The organism is Candidatus Darwinibacter acetoxidans, assembly GCF_041936445.1.
GTDB lineage: Bacteria > Bacillota > Limnochordia > Darwinibacteriales > Darwinibacteriaceae > DTU010.
In genome coordinates this window covers 52,022-70,672 of the sequence record NZ_JBHGXH010000323.1, presented here as the reverse complement: position 1 = coordinate 70,672, position 18,651 = coordinate 52,022, and the positions used below count along the sequence as shown (strand labels likewise).

Genomic DNA, 18,651 nt, shown 5'->3' with positions numbered 1-18,651 from the left:
GCACCTATTCCATAAATACTCTAAAGGGCTGACAGATCAAGCGATCTGTTTTTCTAATCTCGGCCAAAGCCAGCATCTGGCCATCCAGGCTCAGCAGCACCACATCATCCCCCACCGTGAGGGTTGAGGGCACATCCACTAGGTGCTCCGGCAGGATGAAGTGCCCGTTTTTGATCCGCTCCTCCACCAGGGGATGCACCTTGACCTGGACCCAATCGGGGAGGGCGTGCTGCATGGGCAGGAGAAACTCTAGACTGCCCCGCTCCACCAGCTCCGTGATCTCCTCGAGGGTGTAGGCCTGGGAACTGTGCAGGGGACCGCTTTTCACCCTGGTGAGAAAGGACATGTGGGCGCCCACACCCAATTTTTCCCCGATGTCATGGCAGAGGGTGCGGATGTAGGTTCCCTTGGAGCAGACAACCCGCAGCAGCACCCGGGTGCCGAAACCCAGGGTTTCCTGTTCATGCCAGATGGCCATGATGTTGATGGCATGGATCTGCACCTGTCTGGGCTTGCGGGGAACGGACACGCCCTCCCGGGCCAGTTCATAAAGGCGTCTGCCCCCTACCCGCACCGCGGATACCATGGGCGGCGTCTGCCAGATGGTCCCTTGAAACGAAGCCAAAACGTCCGCGAGCCGCTTGGGCGATACCGTGAACTCCGTGTTCAGGGCGGTGGTTTCCCCGCTGGCATCCTGGGTTGAGGTGGCCAGCCCCAAGGTCAGCTCCGCCACATAGGTTTTCTCGTAATCCATCAGGTAATCGGAAAGGCGCGTCGCTTTGCCCACTAAGATGGGGAGAACGCCGCTGGCGCCGGGATCTAAAGTTCCGCCATGGCCGATCCGCTTCATCTGGAGGAGCCGGCGGAAAAAGCTCACCACCTGATGGGAACTCATCCCGGGGGGTTTAAGTACGTTAACTATGCCGTTCATTGAGCTCACCCGTTAACAGATAGCGCTGGGCCGTGCTGGTCACCTGGGCCACGATCTCCTGGAAGTCACCCTGCAGCGTGGCTCCCGAGGCCAGGCGGTGGCCTCCGCCCCCGAAGTGCCGGGCGAGGCTTGCCACGTCCACCGCATTGGCCCTCAGACCCAGCCTGACCAGGCCCGGGCTCACCTCCCGGAAAACCATGGCCACTTCCGCCCGGTCCAGCATGCGGGCGTAGCTCACCAGGTGATCGGTCATCTCCGGATCCACATCGAAGCGCTGAAAGTCCTCATGGCTCACGGCCATCCAAACCAGCTTGCCGTCCTGGGCGGTCTGGAGGTTGCTCAGGGCAAAACCCAGAAGCTTCAGGAAGCCCAAAGACTGCATGGAAAAGATTTCCCGGGCCACCTTGGCCGGTTCCACGCCGTGGTCCAAAAGTTCGCCGGCAATGCGGAAAACTTCACTGTTGGTGTTGGCATGGCGGAACCCCCCGGTATCGCCCACGATACCTCCGTACAAGGCCGTGGCAATCTCCCGGTCCAGGGGAACCTGGAGTCTTTGCAGGAGGCGGTAGATAATGACGCTGGTGGCCGCCTCCGCGGGCTCTACGTAAACGAGCTGGCCGACGCCGCGGCCCCGCTCATGATGGTCGATGTTCACAAGTCTTTTGGCCTGGAGCACGCCCGCCGCGATCTTCCCCGTTCTGCTTGGCTCACAGTCCACCACAATGACCGTGCTTTCCCCGGGGTGGAACTCCTCACCTAAGAGTTCCACTTGATCCAAACCCGGCCAGGTGAGGTAAGGCGGCAGGGGGTCTGCACTCACCAGGCGGCAGCTTTTGCCCAATTTGCGCAAGCCGAAGAAAAGGCCCAGCATGGAGCCGAGGCTGTCGGGATCGGGCCCTTCGTGGCCCACGATGATAAAATCGTCATGGATGCTGAGAAAATGCGCGATTTCTTCAAGGCTGTTCATGGGGAGTTTCATCTTCCTTGATTTCCTCTTCCGTAGGGCTTTGCAGGGATTTGAGCAGAGCGCTGATCTTGGCACCATGTTCCAGGGAGGGGTCAAACAGAAAGACGATCTCCGGGGTGTGCCGAACCCGCAGCCGCTTGGCAAGCTCGGAGCGGATGAACCCCTTGGCCCGCTCCAGACCATCTAGAGTGCGGGCCCGCTCTTCCTCCCCACCCAGCTGGCTGAAGTAGATCTTGGCTACCGCCAGGTCCCGGGACACTTCCACATCGGTAATGCTGATCATGCCCAAACGGGGATCCTTCACTTCGGTGGCCAAGATACTGCTCACTTCACGCTTGATGGTATGGGCCAATCTATCTAATCTTTCCGCCATTTTGCTTTCACCATCCTACAGGCTTCGTTCCACCTTCACCATCTGGAACGCTTCCAGTACATCTCCCTCTTTAATGTCGTTGAAGCGCTCCACACCTATTCCGCATTCGTAGCCGTGGGTCACTTCACGCACATCGTCCTTAAAGCGCCTGAGGGAAGCGATCTTGCCTTCATGCACAATCACGTTGTCCCGCAGCACCCGCACCTGAGCCGCGCGGGTGATCTTGCCGTCCAACACGTAGCAGCCTGCCACCACGCCACCGGGCACCTTGAAGGTTTGGCGCACTTCCGCCCGGCCCACGATCTCTTCCTTGAACTCGGGCTCCAACAGGCCTTCCATGGCCGCCTTGACATCATCCAGCAGGTTGTAGATAACCCGGTAGGTGCGGATATCTACCCCGTCCCGCTCCGCGGCTTTGCGGGCATTGGGCTCTGGGCGCACGTTAAAGCCGATAATCACGGCATTGGAAGCGCTGGCCAAAAGCACGTCTGACTCGGAGATTGCGCCCACGGCCTGGTGAATCACATTCACCCGCACTTCCTCTGTGGACAGCTTCTCCAGGGAACTGCGTACCGCTTCCGCGGAACCCTGCACATCGGCTTTGATGATCAGGTTCAGCTCTTTTACCGCGCCTTCCTGAATTCTCCGGTAGAGATCGTCCAGGGTCACGCGGCTAGTTTTGCTCAGCTCCCGCTCCCGCTGCTTCTCCTGCTGGATCTCGGCCACTTGGCGAGCGGTCTGCTCATCTGTGACCACCACAAAGCTGTCCCCGGCCTGGGGTACATCGGAAATGCCCAGGACTTCCACGGGGGTGGAAGGTTTGGCTTCCTTAATCTGCTGGCCTCGGTCATCAATCAGCGCCCGGACCCGGCCGCAGTAGTTGCCCACCACAAAGGAATCGCCCACCCGGAGGGTACCCTGGGAGATCAAGACGGTGGCCACAGGTCCCCGGCCCCGATCCAGTTTGGCATCGATCACGGTACCCCTGGCGGGACAGTCGGGATCCGCTTTCACATCTTCCATTTCAGCCACAAGCAGGATCATTTCCAGGAGCTCTTCCACACCATCGCCCCGCAGAGCTGAAATGGGCACGGCAATGGTATCTCCGCCCCACTCTTCCACCACCAAGCCGTGTTCGGTCAGCTCCTGCTTGACCCGGTCTGGGTTGGCTGCCGGCAGATCCATCTTATTGATGGCCACGATAATGGGCACACCCGCGGCCTTGGCGTGGTTGATGGCCTCCACCGTCTGGGGCATTACGCCGTCGTTGGCCGCGACTACTAGGACTGCAATATCAGTAACTCTGGCTCCCCGGGCGCGGATAGCGGTGAACGCTTCGTGGCCAGGGGTATCCAGGAAGGTAATCAGTTTGCCGTTATACTCAATCTGGTAGGCCCCGATATGCTGGGTGATTCCCCCAGCCTCTTGCGCGGTGACCTTGGTTTTGCGGATATAGTCCAAAAGCGTGGTTTTGCCATGGTCCACGTGGCCCATGATGGTGACCACGGGAGGCCTGGGTGCAAGTCTAGCGGGGTCTTGTTCCACTGGGGCGAATACTTCTTCCGCCAGATCGCGCTCGGGTTCCGTCTCCACTCCGAAGCGCTCGGCCACGAGGGCCGCAGTGTCATAGTCTACACTCTGGGTGAGGGAAGCCATGACGCCGATCTTCATGAGCTGCTTAACTACTTCAGTACCAGGCACGCCGATTTTTTGAGCCAGCTCATTCACTGCTACGCTTTCGCCCAAGATAATGCGTTTGGGCTTCTGCGCGGGGGGTTCCTGGATTCTTCCCCTCTTGGCGCCCCGCTTTTTCTTGGCGCGCAGCTTCAGCGCATCATCCCGGTCTTCCTCTTCCTTGAACGGGCGCCGCTTCTTTTTAACTACCTTGGTTTCTTCACGCACCAGGGTTTCCTCTTCCTCCGGGGCAAAGTGCTCCCGCAGCATGTTGGCGATATCCTCATCGATGGAGCTCATGTGATTGGATACGTCCGCCCCTAGGTCGTTCAGAAACTCCACCACGAACTTGCTCTTCAGATCCAGTTCCTTTGCCAGCTCGTAGATCCTGATCTTGTTCTTCATCGGCATCACTCCTCATCATTCTCCTGCACTGACCCAGTCACGCTTGCCTTGATCACCCGGGCAAAACCGCGATCAGTTATACCCACAATTGCCCGGGGGGCTTTGCCCATGGCCTGACCTAGAAGATTCTTTGTGCCTGCTCTTAGGGCATGAATTCCGTGATGGCGTGCCAGTGAGCTGAACTTGCGGAGAGTGTTCTCGGAGGCGTCCTGGGCAATGAGCATGAGCACTACCCTGCCCCGCCTCACCGCACCTTCCACCGCATCCTCCCCGGAAACGGCTTTTCCGGCCCGAGTGGCCAAGCCCAGATAACTGTAGAACTTGTCCCCGTTACTGATCTTCTTGCTCATGCAGCACCCGCTTCAACTCTGCCAAGAGCTCATCCGGGATGGGCACTTCCAGCGCCCTTTGGATCTGGCGTCCCTTGACAGCATTTTCCAAACACTTTTCATCGGGGTGGATGTACACTCCCCGCCCCGGGCTCTTGCCAACCGGGTCCAAACTCACTTCTCCAGCGGGACTGCGCACCACGCGAATCAGCTCCCGCTTCGGCGCGGCGGTACGGCAGCCCACGCAGGTACGCATGGGAACGTGTTTTCTGCGCATGCGCTACCACCTACTCTTCTTCCTCGAAGTTGAAGTTGATGGAATCCAGCTGCGACAGGTCTGTGATAACTTTCTCTTTCTTCTTTTTCGGCTTGGCAGTTTCCTGCTTTTCTTGGGGCTCCGGCTCTGGAGCAGCGGGCGTTTCGAACCTGCCAAAGCGCTCTTCCCAGCTCTTGCGCTTGCTGATATTCGTCAAGCTGGCCAGGTCAGGCACACTGACGGGCTGGGCCGGCTGGGTCTTGGGCGCGGCAGCCACCTTGACCGGTTTCGCTTCTGCCTCCGGTTCGGTTTCCACCGTACCGGCAGCCGCGGCTGGAGCCGCTTCTTCCATCTCTTCTTCCACTTCTATTTCAACAACCTCAGCAGGTTCCACCTCTTCCAGTTCCGGTTCGGCGGGCTGGAGGATCTCCTCTTCATCCACACCGAGGTCTCGGCTCTCCTCCCGGGCGATCTGGGCCAGGAATTCCTCCTGGAGACCCAGCTCCGCCGCTTGCGCTTCGCTCTTAATATCGATCCGCCAGCCGGTGAGCCGTGCCGCCAGGCGGGCATTCTGCCCCTCTTTGCCGATGGCCAGAGAAAGCTGATCATCGGGGACCACGGTGTGGGCCACTTTTTCGGCTTCATCGATCACCACATAGAGCACTTTGGCCGGGCTGAGGGCGTTTTTCACGAACTCCCGCACATCCTTTTCCCACTGGACCACATCGATGCGTTCACTGCCCAGCTCCGCCACCACGGCCTGCACCCGGCTTCCCCGGGCACCTACGCAGGCACCCACGGGATCGATATCGGGATCGCGGCTGTAAACGGCCACTTTGGAGCGGTTGCCCGCCTCCCGGGCCACGGACTTGATCTCCACTTCTCCACTTTGGATTTCCGGCACTTCCAGTTCGAAGAGGGCCCGCAAGAGTCCCGGATGGGTGCGGGAGAGGAAGATCTGGGGGCCTCTGCTGGTCTGGCGCACTTCGTTGATGTAGAACCGGAGCTTCTGGTGGGGCCTATACGCTTCGCCGGGGATCATTTCACTGGCGGGCAGTACTGCCTCCACATCGCCTAAATCCACCAGGGCCTGACGGTGATCGGCCCGCTGGATGGTACCGGTGACCACATCACCTTCCCGGTTGGAGTACACATCGTAGACGATGGAACGCTCCGCTTCCCGGATCTTCTGGATCACCACCTGCTTGGCGGTTTGGGCCGCGATGCGCCCGAAGTTGGCGGGGGTCACCTCCCGTTCCACCACGTCGCCCACCTGGCAGCTGGCGTCCAGCTCACGGGCTTCTTCCAGGGAGATCTCCACGGTGTCGTCCTCAACCTCTTCCACCACAACCCGGCGGGAGTAGACGCGGATGTCCCCGGTCTGCTGGTTAAACTCCACCCGTACGCTGGAGGAAGAGCTGGCTCCGTAGTTCTTTTTGTAGGCTGAAACGATGGCCGTTTCAATCGCGTCCATGAGGAGCTCTTTGGAGATACCCCGCTCCTTTTCCAGTTCCTTTAATGCACCAATTAATTCCAGATTCATCCCTTATGGCCTCCCATTTTAGAGCTCCAAGGCCAGGTTAGCCTTGGCGATCAGCTCTAGGGGAATTTCTATGGTCTCCCCTTCCCATTCTAACAGCACATTGTCGCCGGCAAGTCCCGCCAAAATCCCTTCAAAACGTTTGCGGCCGTGCAGCGCGCTGTAGGTGCGGATCTGTGCCTTCCGCCCAGCAAAACGCTGGTAATCGGAGGGCTTTTTCAGGGGCCGCTCCAGGCCGGGAGAAGATACCTCCAGGCAGTAGGACCCGGGGATGGGATCTTCCTCATCCAGCTTGAGGTCTAGGGCTTCACTCACCTGCCGGCAGTCTTCCAGATCCACTCCGCCGGGCTTATCGATGAATACCCTTAACACCCAGCCGCTGGGTTCTTTGACATACTCCACATCCACCAATTCCAGCTCTGTCACCTCCACGATCTCTTGGGTCCAGTCGGCTACCAGTTTTTCGATGTGCACGCGACTCACGGCTCACATCGCCCCCTTCTTCTCCACATTATGCCCGCTTTCGGCACCCATACGTCAAAAGAGTGGGCGCATATCCCACTCTCCCGGCGACTCATCAGTTTACACCACATTATACCACAGCAACTAAAACAATGTCAATTGATTCGTTTCGGGTAGGCCTTCCAGGCACCCGTGGAGGCGCAGGGCCTCGATGACCGCCTTGGTGATCCCCGCCCTCTGGCGCAGGTCTTCCACGGAGATAAACTCCCCCGCTTCCCTGGCCTGGACAATGCCCGTGGCCGCGCTGGCCCCCACCCCTTGGAGGGAAGCAAAGGGCAGACGGAGGGCTGAACCCTCAATAAGGAAGGTCTGGGCCGCGGACTTGTAGAGATCCACCGGTAGAAAGCGCACTCCCCGGACCATGGCTTCAATAATGATCTCCAGGAGGGTAACCATGCTTCGCTCCTTAGGAGTCGCTTCATAGGACTTATTGGTTATCCTGGCCAGTTCCGCCCGGACCGCCTCTTCCCCGCCCATCACCAGCTGGGCATCGAAGTCTCCAGCCTGGAGCGAAAAGAGGGCAGCGTAGAAAGCCAGGGGATGGTGAACCTTGAAATAGGCGATGCGGAAAGCCATCATCACATAGGCCACAGCATGGGCCTTGGGGAACATGTAGCTGATCTTCTTGCAGGAATCGATATACCACTGGGGTACATCATACTGCTTGAGCAGAGTCTCATCCTCAGGTGTGAGCCCCCTGCCCTTGCGCACCTGCTCCATGATGCGGAAGGCCTGTCCCGCTTCCACGCCCTTGAGCATAAGGTAGATCATGATGTCATCTCTCGTGGCGATAACTCCGCTGATGTCCACGATCCCCGCTTTCACCAGTTCCTCCGCGTTGTTCGTCCACACGTTGGTGCCGTGGGAGAGGCCGCTGATGCGCACCAAGTCGCTGAAGGTCTTCGGCGAAGTATCTTCCAGCATCTGCCGGACAAACCTGGTCCCAAACTCAGGAACCCCCAAGGTGCCCACATTGGTGCCGATCTGATCCGGGGTCACCCCTAAGCTCTCCGTGGAAGAGAAGATGGACATGGTCTTGGGATCGTTCAGGGGTATCTCCAAAACCGGCACCCCGGTGAGATCCTCCAGCATACGCAGCATGGTGGGATCGTCGTGGCCTAAGATATCCAGCTTCACCAGGCAGTCGTCCAGGGCATGGTATTCAAAATGGGTGGTGATGGTGCCGCTGGCCGGATCATTGGCCGGGTACTGGATGGGGGTGAAGTCATAGACCTCCATCCCCTCGGGAATGACCACCATCCCCCCTGGGTGCTGCCCGGTGGTGCGGCGCACGCCGGAAAGCTTGGCCACTAGGCGGTTGATCTCCGCATTGCGCCTGGTTTCATTGGTCTGCTCCAGGTATTTCATGATAAAGCCGTAGGCCGTCTTGTCGGCTAAGGTGCCGATGGTGCCGGCGCGAAAGACGTTGCCCCTTCCGAAGAGCTCCTCTGTGTAGCTGTGGATCTGGGCCTGGTATTCCCCGCTGAAGTTCAGATCGATATCCGGCACCTTATCGCCGTGGAAACCCATGAACACTTCAAAGGGTATGTCAAAGCCCAGCCTGTTTAGGGCCGTGCCGCACTGGGGGCAGTCCTTTTCCGGCAGATCCACCCCAGAACCCGCCTCACCCGCGGTGAAAAATTCGCTCCAGTGGCAGCTGGGGCACACATAGTGGGGCGGCAGCGGGTTCACTTCCGTAATCTCGCACATGGTGGCCACCAGGGAAGAGCCCACCGAACCCCGGGAACCCACCAGATAGCCGTCATCCAGGGACTTTTTCACCAGTTTATGGGCGATCAAGTATAAAGACGCATAACCGTGGTTGATAATGGCCTTCAGTTCCCTGGCTAGACGGGCCTGGACGATCTCCGGCAGGGGCTCGCCGTAGATCTCTTTGGCCTTGGCGTAGGTCATCTTTTCCAGCTCCTGCTCCGCATCGGGCAGGTGGGGCGGGTAAAAACCCGAGGGCACGGGGCTCAGCTCTTCCACCTGCGCGGCGATCTTGCGGGGAGCTTCCACCACCACTTCGTAGGCCTTCTCCGGGGTCAAATAGGAGAACTCCTGGAGCATCTCCTCGGTGGTCCGGTAATAGAGGGGCGCGGGGTGTTCCGCATCACCCATGCCCTTACCCGCCAGCAGGATGGTGCGGACAAAGGCATCTTCCGGCCTGAGGAAGTGCACATCACCGGTGGCCACCACCGGGATACCCAGCCGTTCCCCCAGCTTGATAATCTGCTGGTTGATGCGGATCAGATCGTCCTTGGACCGCACTTGGGCCGTGCCGATGAGAAACTCATTGTTGGCCAGCGGCTGGATTTCCAAGTAATCGTAGAAACCGGCCACCTCCAGGACGTTGGGCCGCTGGTGCAAAACGGCCTGGAAAACCTCCCCTGCTTCGCAGGCGGAACCTACGATCAGCCCCTCCCGGTACTCCTGCAAAAGGGCCCGGGGAATGCGGGGCACTCTGTAAAAGTGGTCCAGATTAGAATGGGAGATGAGGCGGTAGAGGTTTTTCAAACCGACTCGGTTCTTGGCCAGGAGCACGATGTGAAACGGTCTGACCTTGCTCTCCGGGTCGTCAATGAGATAACCTTCCACTCCGTAGATGATCTTGATTCCGTGTTTTTTGGCGGCACGGTGGGCCTCGGGAAAGGCCTGCACCACACCGTGATCGGTGATGGCCACCGCATCATGGCCTAAGGAGGAGGCCAGCTTCAAAAGCTGGTCCACATCGACGGTACCGTCCAGCCCGCTCATCTTGGTGTGCAGGTGCAGCTCCACCCGCTTTTCCGGGGCAGTGTCGGTGAGGCAGGGCGGCGCTTCCACGAAAGCCAGCCCCTGGGCCATAATCTGCAGTTCGTTGTCGTAGGGTTGGAACTGGAGGCTGCCCCGCACCTTAACCCACTGCCCCTTTTTCAGGCCCAAGTCTGCTGGATCATCCTGGAAAACCTTGCAGCTGATCGTATCAGTGCCATCATAAACATCAAACATGATCAAGGTTTTCCCGGTGCGGGTCAGGCGCGCCTCATAGGCCACCACTTCCCCGCAGATGATCACATTCTCTTCCGGTTCCACAAGCTGGGCAATGGGCGTGGGTTCTCCCGGGAGGGAAGCCCTTAGGAGATTTCGACTGCGGCCGTTGCGGCCGCCGTTATTCGGCGAGGAACCGTAATCGATGGGCCTGCCGTTCACCTGTTTGATGGCGTTTCCGATGTAGTTGGCTTCTGGCTCTGTCCACTCAAAACGCACTTCAGCCACCTCAGGGTGCAGCTGCTTCACCGCTTGGCTCAGTTCATCCCACAGGGCTTGCTCTCCCCGGGGGCTGCCCTTGAGGACGAAGGTCCAGGCCTTGGTTTGGGGATCAACTCCGATCCGGGCGATCTCCAGTTCCTGTACCAGGGGATGGGAGCTTAGCGAAGCCAAAAAAAACTTGTTCTCCGGTTCTATGTAAAAGGAAGTCACCGAGCCACCTCCCAAAAAAGGTCCCCCACAGAAGAGCGCCTTGACAGGTACGCCCTCCCTGCGGGGGCCTAAGCTCAAAGCCGGCTAAATGCGCAGGGAACGCACTATTTCCCAGTACATCTTTAGGCGGGCACGCATCCCCTCCACAAGGCCCCTCTTCTCCTCTTTCATCACCTGGGAAACGGTGGGCAGGGGCACACGCACGATCTCCACATTGTGCCGCTCCGCGTACTGGGTCAGGGCAATTTCCACCCCGTAACCGCTGTGTTCCAGATTGGGCACTTGATCGAAGAGGTCTTTACGCACCGCCCGCTGTCCCGAGAGGGCCGGCGCCAGTTTCTGTGCCAGATCGGTGCTGCGCCGTCCTTCGGAGAAGACGCCGATGCTCATGGCGGTCCGTCCGGATAGGACCGGCTCTAGAAGCGCCTCAATGTGCTCCGTGTGGAGCCCCACCAGATCCGCATCCACAAAAAGCAGTACTTCACAGTTGGTCTCGTTGGCGCCCGCTTTCATGGCACCGCCTTTTCCCACGTTCTGCTCCAGTTCCAGCACCTTCACGGGATACCTGCGGGCCACCTCGGCAGTGCGGTCATCGGAGCCGTCGCTCACCACGATGATCTCCTCAAGCCGCCGGCATTCCAGCAGGGCCTCAATCACAGGCCCGATGGTCTGTTCTTCGTTGTAAGCGGGCACTATCGCGGCCACTCTCACTTCAGCTCTCCGCCTCCAGGATCTTCCGAATTGCGCTGGCGACCTTTTCCACCGGCACACTCTGGACCTCTTTGGTCCGCCGGTTCCTGATCTCCATCTCGCCCTTTTCCAGGGACTTCGGTCCAATGGTTACCCGAATGGGGAACCCGATCAGATCAGCGTCTTTGAACTTCACCCCCGGGCGCTCGTCCCGGTCATCAAGGACCACTTCCACTCCCAGGGCCAAAAGTTCTTGGTAGAGCTTTTCCGCGGCTTCCGCCTGGGCGGGGTCCTTCATGCTCACCGGTACGATGATCACATGGTAGGGGGCAATGCTCACAGGCCAGATGATCCCATCTTCGTCGTGGTTCTTTTCGATCACCGCGGCCACGGTGCGGCCTACGCCGATGCCGTAGCAGCCCATGATGAACGGCGTTTCTACCCCGTTTTCCTGGAGGAAGGTGGCCCCCATGGCCTGGGAATACTTGGTGCCCAGCTTGAAGACCTGGCCCACCTCGATGCCCCGGGCACCCTCCAGCACACCGCCGCAGCGGGGGCAGGGATCGCCGGGCTGGATTTCCCTGAGGTCAGCAAAGGCTTTGACTGTGAAATCACGCCCCAGGTTCGCGTTGAGCAGGTGGGCATCGGCCTTGTTGGCCCCCACCACCGCGTTCACCGCGGATTCCACCGCGTAGTCCGCATAGAGGGGCACTTCCAGCCCCACGGGTCCGGCAAAACCCACAGGTGCTCCAGTGATCCTGGCGATGGTTTCCCCATCCGCCAGCTCCAGCACCTGGCAGCCCAAGAACTTGCGCAGCTTGATCTCATTGAGGTTGTGATCGCCCCGCACCAGCGCGGCCACAGGCTGGCCATCTGCAATGTAGATCAGGGTCTTGATGCAGTCCCGGGGCTCTTTGTGCAAAAAGGCGCAGACCTGGGCAATGGTGCTCACCTGGGGGGTGGCCACCTCGGTTAGAGGTTGCAGATCCTGAGCGGGTCCGGCGTGCGGCAGGTCCACACCTTCCGCCCGCTCCACGTTGGCCGCGTAACCGCACTTGTCGCAGTAGAGGACGAAGTCCTCCCCCGCTTCCGCCAGGACCATAAACTCATGGGTCACATCTCCCCCAATGGCCCCCGAATCTGCCTCCACGGGATAGGCCTCCAGGCCGCAGCGCTGGAAAATCCGTTCATAGGCGTGGAAGGCGGCCCAGTAGCTTTTATCCAAGCCTTCCTCATCTTTGTCGAAGGAGTACATATCCTTCATGATGAACTCCCGGCCCCGCATCAAGCCAAAGCGGGGCCTGATCTCATCCCGGTACTTGTTCTGAATCTGGTACAGACGCAGGGGCAGCTGGCGGTAGGAGCGCACTTCCGACCGCACCAAGGCCGTAATCAGCTCTTCGTGGGTGGGTCCCAGGCAGAACTGGCGGCCGTTCCTGTCCTGCAGGCGGAACATCTCGTCGCCGTACTCAGCCCAGCGCCCCGACTCTTCCCAGATCTCCGCAGGCTGTACAATGGGCATGAGCACTTCCTGCCCGCCGATGGCGTTCATTTCCTCCCTGATGATCTGCTCCACTTTGCGGATAGCCCGCAGCCCCAGGGGCAGGAAAGAGTACATCCCCGAGGCGGACCGCCGCATGAGGCCGGCCCTGAGCATGAGCTGGTGGCTCACCAGTTCCGCTTCCGCCGGCGTTTCCCGCAGCGTTGGCGCGTATAACTGCGACATGAGCATAGTCTATCCCCTATCCTTCTCAAGCAATTTATTAGCTTCAGCCACCAAGGCGTCCACTAACTCGTCTTCCCGCACTTTCCGGACAATCTGGCCGCGACGGAACACCAGCCCCACGCCCTTGCCTCCGCAGATGCCCAGATCGGCGTGGCTGGCTTCACCGGGCCCATTTACCACACAGCCCATGACCGCGATGGTAATGGGCAGCGGAAAGTCACTTAGACGGTTCTCCACTTCCTGCGCTATTCCTTCCAGATCGATCTCCGTTCTTCCACAGGTGGGGCAGGAGATGAAAGTGGGCCCCCTTTGGCGCAGCCCCAGCGCGGAGAGAATGGCCCACCCCACCTTGACTTCCTCCACGGGGTCGGCCGTTAAGGAGACCCGCAGGGTATCCCCTAAGCCCCGGGAAAGCAGGGCCCCCAAACCCGCCGCGGACTTGATGGTGCCAAACCATTTCGTCCCCGCTTCGGTGATGCCCAGGTGGAGCGGATATGATGTGCGCTGGCTGAGCTGTTCGTAGGCCTGGACAGTGAGCTCCACATCGGAGGCCTTTACGGAGAGGACGATATCATGAAAGTTCAACCGCTCCAAAACGGCCACCTGCTCTAGGGCGCTTTCCACCATGGCGGTGGCCGTTCTCCCGTATTTGTCCAGCAGGTGGCGGGCGATGGAACCCGAGTTCACGCCAATGCGGATGGGCACCTGCCGCTCCTGGGCCGCCCGCACCACTTCCTGCACTTTGCGCACCTCTCCGATGTTCCCCGGGTTGAGCCTGAGTTTGTGCACGCCCGCTTCCAGGGAAAGCAGGGCCAAGCGGTGATCAAAATGGATGTCCGCCACCAGGGGAACTGGGCTGTGCAGGACCAGCGTTTTCAGGGCCTCCGCGGCCCTTTCATCGGGCACAGCCACCCGCACGATCTCGCAGCCCGCCTGGGCTAGGGCCTGGATCTGCCCCAAGGTGGCCGCGGTATCCCGGGTATCGGTGTTGGTCATGGACTGCACGGAGATGGGCGCGCCGCCCCCCACGGGCACGGGCCCAACCCAAACTTGATGTGTATATTGCCGCATGGTTCAGCCCCCTTAGGAAAACAGGCTGAAGCGGGCCAGGTCCTTGAAGGTAGCGTAGAGCATGAGCATGATCAAAAGGGCTAAGCCGATAAACTGGGCAATGCCCCGGGTTTCAGGGGCCAGGGGCTTGCCCCGCACCGCTTCAAGAATGAGGATCAACAGCCAGCCGCCGTCCAGGACCGGCACCGGCAGGAGGTTCAAAAGGCCCAGGTTCACATTGAGCAGCACCGCCAAGATGAGCAGCTGCGGCAGCCCATGGCGGGCGGTTTCCCCCACAATGTGCACAATGCCAATGGGACCGGAAAGCTCCACCTGCTGCTTACCTGTGATCATACGTACAATATCCCCGATCAGCTGGGCGGTGAGCCGCCAGGTCTGCACCGCCCCCGCCCGCACGCTGGTGAGGAAGGGATAGCGGGGTTTGGCGTCGCTGATGCCGATTCCCAGGCGGCCCTGGCCGGCGGCCCCCTCGGGGATGGCAATGAGGGTGACCAGGCTGCCCTGCCGCCGCACCACCACCTCCAGCTCCCGGCCCCCGGCCTGTTGGATCAGGCTGACAATTTGATCGGCCTCGCTCACCTTTTCCCCATCAATGCTGATGAGCACATCCCCCGGGAGCACGCCTGCTGCCGCCGCGGGGGAGTTGGGCTCTACGGTGGTGACCATGGGCGGTACGGTGACCAGCATGAAGTAGAGGACAAACAGGACAATAGCGAAGACAAAATTCATCAAGGGCCCCGCCGCGATGGTGCCCAGCCGCCAGGGCAGGCTCTTGCTCTGGAAACTTGCGGGGTCGTCTTCCGGCACGTCCTCCAGGTAGTCCACGGGTTCGTCCATGCCCGCCATTTTCACAAAGCCCCCCAGGGGAAAGATCCGCAGAGAGTACTTGGTATCCCCCCTGGTGGTGCTGGCCAGGACAGGCCCAAAGCCCACGGCAAACTCGAAGATGCGAATCCCCGCAGCTTTGGCCATCAGGAAGTGCCCCAGCTCGTGAACGAGCACTATCGTTCCGAAAACAACTACAAAGGCGATCAATGTAACCATGCTCTCATCCTCTCCTGCCCATGCACTCTTGGGCCTTGGCACGGGCTTCGGCATCTATGGCTAGTATCTCCTCCAGGGCAGGAAATGACCGCCCAGGAAACTGCTGCACCACTTCCTGCACAATCTCGGCGATCTGGGTAAAGCGGATCCGGCCTTCTAAAAAGGCCCGCACCGCCACTTCATTGGCGGCGTTGAGGGCGATGGGCTGTGCGCCCCCCGCCCGCCCCGCTTGGTAAGCCAGCTGCAGACAGGGGAAACGCCGGTGATCCACCGCTTCGAAACTGAGGCTGCCCGCCGCCACCAGATCCAAGGGTTCCACCTGGGAAGGCGCGGTGCGGGGGTAGGTCAGGGCATACTGAATGGGCAGGCGCATGTCCGTTGTACCCAGCTGGGCCAAGAGCGTGCCGTCCTTGAGCCGGATCAGGGAATGGACCAGGCTCTGGGGATGCACCACCACCTCGATCTGCTCGTAGGGAAAGCCAAAGAGCCAGTGGGCCTCGATCACTTCCAGACCTTTGTTCATCAGGGTTGCCGAATCAATACTGATCTTGCCTCCCATTTTCCAGTTGGGATGATCCAGGGCCTCGGCCGCCGTGACCTTGGCCAGATCACCTGGGTAATCCCTAAAGGGCCCTCCTGAGGCGGTGAGGATGATTTGGGCCACATCCTCGGGGTTGCGGCCGGTAAAGAGCTGCCAGAGGGCGCTGTGCTCTGAATCCAGGGGCACGATCTGCTCCCGATACTCCATCACCAAATGCCCGCCGATGACCAAGGCCTCCTTGTTGGCCAAGGCCACCCGCTTGCCCGCCCGCAAGGCGGCCAGGGTGGGCCTGAGGCCCGCCGCCCCCACCACAGCTACCACCACCAGATCGCAGAGGGGATGGGTGGCCAGCTCCTCCAGGGCCTGGGGGCCGCTGTACACGGGAATGGCAAACTCCTGGGCCAGGGCTTTGGCCTGCTCCGGCCGGAGGATCGCCGCGAACTTGGGCCTGAACTCGGCAATCTGCTCCCGCAGAAGTTCAATGTTGGTTCCAGCGGCCAGGCCCAGCACTTGAAAATCAGGCAGGCTGCGCAGGACATCCAGTGTCTGCGTGCCGATGGAACCGGTGGAACCGAGGATCACGACATTAGGCATAGGCAAATCCTTCCTTGCGACTAGGTAAATGCTTGGTGTAAATAGGCTTGGAGCAGGACCAAAAGGAGCGGTCCCACCACGGCCCCCAGGGGGCCCCAGATGCGAAAACCAACGTACACACCAAGCAGGGCAGCTAGGGGATGCAGCCCCAGGCGTTCACCCACCAGATGGGGCTCACCCCACTGTCTTAAGAGTAATACTACCAGATAACCGAGGCCCAAGGCCAGGGCTGTTTGGGTATTTCCCAAGAAAAGTTGTATGAGTGCTAGAAGAAGATAGACAAGCCCCGGTCCCAGCACGGGAACAAGGTCAAAAAAGCCCACCAGGAAACCGGAGAGCAGTGGAAAAGGCAGCTGCAGCAGGGAAAAAAAGACCATGCTCACGGTGGTGGACAAAAAGACCAAAAGAAGCTGCACCCGCACCAGGTGCCACAAAGCACCCCAGGTGTGGTGATAGAGCGCCCGCACCCTCACCCGGGACTTGGCCGGCAGCTGACCCGCGGCCAGCTCAACCAGGTGGCGCTTGTCCCGGAGGAAGAAATAGGCGCTGAGCGCGGTCAGGGTCCAGATCAAAAAAAGATCGGGAATGGCCAGTGCCCAGCTCAAAAGAACCTGGGGCAAGGAAAAAAGGCCGCTGAGATCCCACTGCCCGGCAAAGGGTATCTTCTCCAGGACGGCCAGCACGTGCTGGGAAAACTCCTGGGTGAGCTGGCCCACCAGACCCAGGGCCACCAGCCCCTGCAGCTCCTGCCAGAGTTTCACTAGAAAGAGACCTAAAAGGGCCGGCAGGGCCAAAAAGGACAGGGCCACCAGGCCAAACGACAAAACCGGCCGGGGCCAGCCCCGGGTTTCCAGAAAGCTTATGGGCACGTCCAAGATCAGCGCCAGGGCCAGTCCCAAGAGAAACGGGGCCGCATAGGGAAAAACCATTTTCAAAAGGAGCAGACCCCCGCAGAAGGCCGCGGCCGTAACCACAGCAGGCGGCAGCAAAACAGCACCCCGCTTTGGGGTCACGAAGCGCTAGGCAAAGAGACTGAGCAGGGCGTAGAGCACCGGAAACACGAAGCTTAGGGAGTCGAAGCGGTCGAGGATGCCTCCGTGACCAGGCAGTATGGAACCGCTGTCCTTTACCCCCTTCTCCCTTTTCATAGCTGATTCCACCAAGTCCCCCAGCTGCCCGCAGCAGGACAGCACCAGGGCAAAGGCGGTGAGCCTGAGGATGGGGCGTCCGGTGGCCAGAGCGAAAATGATTCCCGCGACCGCTCCCCCCACCAGACCGAAGAGGGCACCTTCCACCGACTTATTGGGGCTGATCTGCGGGCAGAGTTTGCGCCGCCCGTACCTCAACCCTCCGAAGTAAGCTCCGGTGTCGGTGGCCCAGGTGGCCAGAAACCCAAATAGCGCCCAGCTTAGGCCGAAGTGCTCCCGCACCAGCACCAAGAAGCTATACAGCACAGCAACGTAAAACACACCCAGCAGATTGCGGGCGGAAGCAAAGCTGTGCATGCCGCTGAAGGAAGCACGGAGGAGGTAATAAAGGAGCTGCAGGACCAACCATAGGAGCAGCTTCGTTCCATCTACACCACTATATGTCACCGCCAGAAACGATAGTCCAGCGGCCGCCAGATAATCGAGGTAAAGCCCTGGTCCGCCCATGGCGGCAAATTCCCACAGGCCCATTGCTACGATCAGGGCCACCAACAAACGCCAGGCGGCACCTCCCCAAAAGAGGGCCGCCAGCAGTATAGGGAGGCCCACAACTGCCGTGAGGACTCGCTGTCGCAACATTACTTCTGCTCCTTCGTGGATACTCGCCCGAAGCGGCGCTCCCGCCTAAGGTAGTCCTGGAGGGCCTGTTCAAACTCCCGTTCGCCAAAATCGGGCCACAGCACATCGGTAACATACAGCTCGCTGTAGGCAGCCTGCCAGAGCAGGAAATTGCTCAGCCGCCTTTCGCCCCCTGTGCGGATGATCAGATCCGGATCGGGGCTGGGCCAGGTGTACAGCTGGCTAGCCAAACGCTCTTCGGTGATCTCATCGGGGGTGATCTCGCCCCGGGCCACCTGCCTGGCCAGTTCCCGCGCGGCCTGGGTGAGTTCCGCCCGGCCGCCGTAGTTAAAGGCCACGTTGAGAATCAGGCGGCGGTTGGCGGCGGTGAGCTCCTCGGCGCGCCTCCAGATCCCTTGGATGTCAGGCGAAAGGTTGGTCCTGTCCCCCACCAGCACCACCCGCACCCCTTCCTCCCGCAGCTCTTCGATCTCCTGCAGAAAGGTCCTGTGGATCAGACCCAAGAGGAACTCCACCTCTTCCCGGGGCCTGTTCCAGTTTTCCGTACTGAAAGCGTAGACGGTGAGGATGGAAATACCCCGCTGGGCGGCGTAGCGCACCGCCCGTTTGAGAGCCTTGACCCCCTCTTGATGGCCGAAAGTGCGGGGCAGGGCCCTGCGTCTGGCCCAGCGCCCATTGCCGTCCATGATTATGCCCACATGCTCTGGCAAACCCTTGGTCCTTCCGCTCAAGTGCATGC

17 protein-coding genes are annotated in these 18,651 nt (G+C 60.1%); all 17 read right to left on the bottom strand.

The genetic code is table 11. From position 1 onward, the window contains the following. Window positions 1-4: 4 nt before the first annotated feature. The 17 genes from truB to ACE4YL_RS13955 all read right to left on the bottom strand — a co-directional run bounded on the left by truB (window position 5) and on the right by ACE4YL_RS13955 (window position 18,643). Entirely contained in the window at window positions 5-931 is a 927-nt protein-coding gene (gene truB / locus ACE4YL_RS14035) for a tRNA pseudouridine(55) synthase TruB (RefSeq protein WP_461359421.1), read from the bottom strand. Continuing rightward, complete coding sequence (locus tag ACE4YL_RS14030; RefSeq protein ID WP_461359420.1) at window positions 915-1,898, bottom strand: DHH family phosphoesterase; 984 nt, start codon at window positions 1,896-1,898, stop codon at window positions 915-917. Before ACE4YL_RS14030 ends, truB begins: the two co-directional genes overlap by 17 nt. After that, a complete protein-coding gene (gene rbfA / locus ACE4YL_RS14025) occupies window positions 1,885-2,271 on the bottom strand; it encodes a 30S ribosome-binding factor RbfA (RefSeq protein ID WP_461359419.1) in 387 nt (128 codons plus the stop codon). The genes ACE4YL_RS14030 and rbfA overlap by 14 nt, the downstream gene beginning before the upstream one ends. 15 nt (window positions 2,272-2,286) lie before the next feature. After that, window positions 2,287-4,356, bottom strand: coding sequence for a translation initiation factor IF-2 (gene infB / locus ACE4YL_RS14020; protein ID WP_461359418.1), 2,070 nt, complete (start codon window positions 4,354-4,356; stop codon window positions 2,287-2,289). Then, the gene (locus ACE4YL_RS14015; RefSeq protein ID WP_461359417.1) at window positions 4,356-4,700 is read right to left on the bottom strand and encodes a L7Ae/L30e/S12e/Gadd45 family ribosomal protein; all 345 of its coding nucleotides are present in this window, start codon (window positions 4,698-4,700) and stop codon (window positions 4,356-4,358) included. Before ACE4YL_RS14015 ends, infB begins: the two co-directional genes overlap by 1 nt. After that, entirely contained in the window at window positions 4,681-4,956 is a 276-nt protein-coding gene (rnpM, locus tag ACE4YL_RS14010) for an RNase P modulator RnpM (protein WP_461359416.1), read from the bottom strand. The genes ACE4YL_RS14015 and rnpM overlap by 20 nt, the downstream gene beginning before the upstream one ends. Window positions 4,957-4,966: 10 nt before the next feature. After that, window positions 4,967-6,478 (bottom strand): transcription termination factor NusA, encoded by a 1,512-nt coding sequence (gene nusA / locus ACE4YL_RS14005; protein ID WP_461369724.1) that lies wholly within the window; start codon window positions 6,476-6,478, stop codon window positions 4,967-4,969. Window positions 6,479-6,496: 18 nt separating this feature from the next. Continuing rightward, window positions 6,497-6,958 carry a ribosome maturation factor RimP gene (locus ACE4YL_RS14000; protein WP_461359415.1) on the bottom strand — a complete coding sequence of 154 codons (462 nt, stop codon included), beginning with the start codon at window positions 6,956-6,958 and terminating at the stop codon, window positions 6,497-6,499. A gap of 123 nt (window positions 6,959-7,081) precedes the next feature. Continuing rightward, the gene (locus ACE4YL_RS13995; RefSeq protein WP_461360301.1) at window positions 7,082-10,459 is read right to left on the bottom strand and encodes a PolC-type DNA polymerase III; all 3,378 of its coding nucleotides are present in this window, start codon (window positions 10,457-10,459) and stop codon (window positions 7,082-7,084) included. 84 nt (window positions 10,460-10,543) lie between these two features. Then, window positions 10,544-11,170: a glycosyltransferase family 2 protein gene (locus ACE4YL_RS13990; protein ID WP_461359413.1), complete on the bottom strand. Its 627-nt coding sequence runs from the start codon at window positions 11,168-11,170 to the stop codon at window positions 10,544-10,546. Between the two features lies 1 nt (window position 11,171). Beyond that, the gene (locus ACE4YL_RS13985) at window positions 11,172-12,881 is read right to left on the bottom strand and encodes a proline--tRNA ligase (protein ID WP_461359412.1); all 1,710 of its coding nucleotides are present in this window, start codon (window positions 12,879-12,881) and stop codon (window positions 11,172-11,174) included. Window positions 12,882-12,884: 3 nt separating this feature from the next. Beyond that, window positions 12,885-13,946, bottom strand: a complete 1,062-nt coding sequence (ispG, locus tag ACE4YL_RS13980) for a flavodoxin-dependent (E)-4-hydroxy-3-methylbut-2-enyl-diphosphate synthase (RefSeq protein WP_461359411.1) — start codon at window positions 13,944-13,946, stop codon at window positions 12,885-12,887. Window positions 13,947-13,958: 12 nt separating this feature from the next. Then, window positions 13,959-14,990: an RIP metalloprotease RseP gene (gene rseP / locus ACE4YL_RS13975; RefSeq protein WP_461359410.1), complete on the bottom strand. Its 1,032-nt coding sequence runs from the start codon at window positions 14,988-14,990 to the stop codon at window positions 13,959-13,961. 4 nt (window positions 14,991-14,994) lie between these two features. Beyond that, entirely contained in the window at window positions 14,995-16,125 is a 1,131-nt protein-coding gene (gene dxr, locus ACE4YL_RS13970; RefSeq protein WP_461359409.1) for a 1-deoxy-D-xylulose-5-phosphate reductoisomerase, read from the bottom strand. A gap of 20 nt (window positions 16,126-16,145) precedes the next feature. After that, window positions 16,146-17,114 (bottom strand): AI-2E family transporter, encoded by a 969-nt coding sequence (locus tag ACE4YL_RS13965; RefSeq protein WP_461359408.1) that lies wholly within the window; start codon window positions 17,112-17,114, stop codon window positions 16,146-16,148. A 30-nt stretch (window positions 17,115-17,144) separates the two neighbouring features. Beyond that, window positions 17,145-17,912 (bottom strand): phosphatidate cytidylyltransferase, encoded by a 768-nt coding sequence (locus ACE4YL_RS13960; protein WP_461359407.1) that lies wholly within the window; start codon window positions 17,910-17,912, stop codon window positions 17,145-17,147. Continuing rightward, complete coding sequence (locus ACE4YL_RS13955; protein ID WP_461359406.1) at window positions 17,912-18,643, bottom strand: isoprenyl transferase; 732 nt, start codon at window positions 18,641-18,643, stop codon at window positions 17,912-17,914. The genes ACE4YL_RS13960 and ACE4YL_RS13955 overlap by 1 nt, the downstream gene beginning before the upstream one ends. Window positions 18,644-18,651 lie beyond the last annotated feature (8 nt).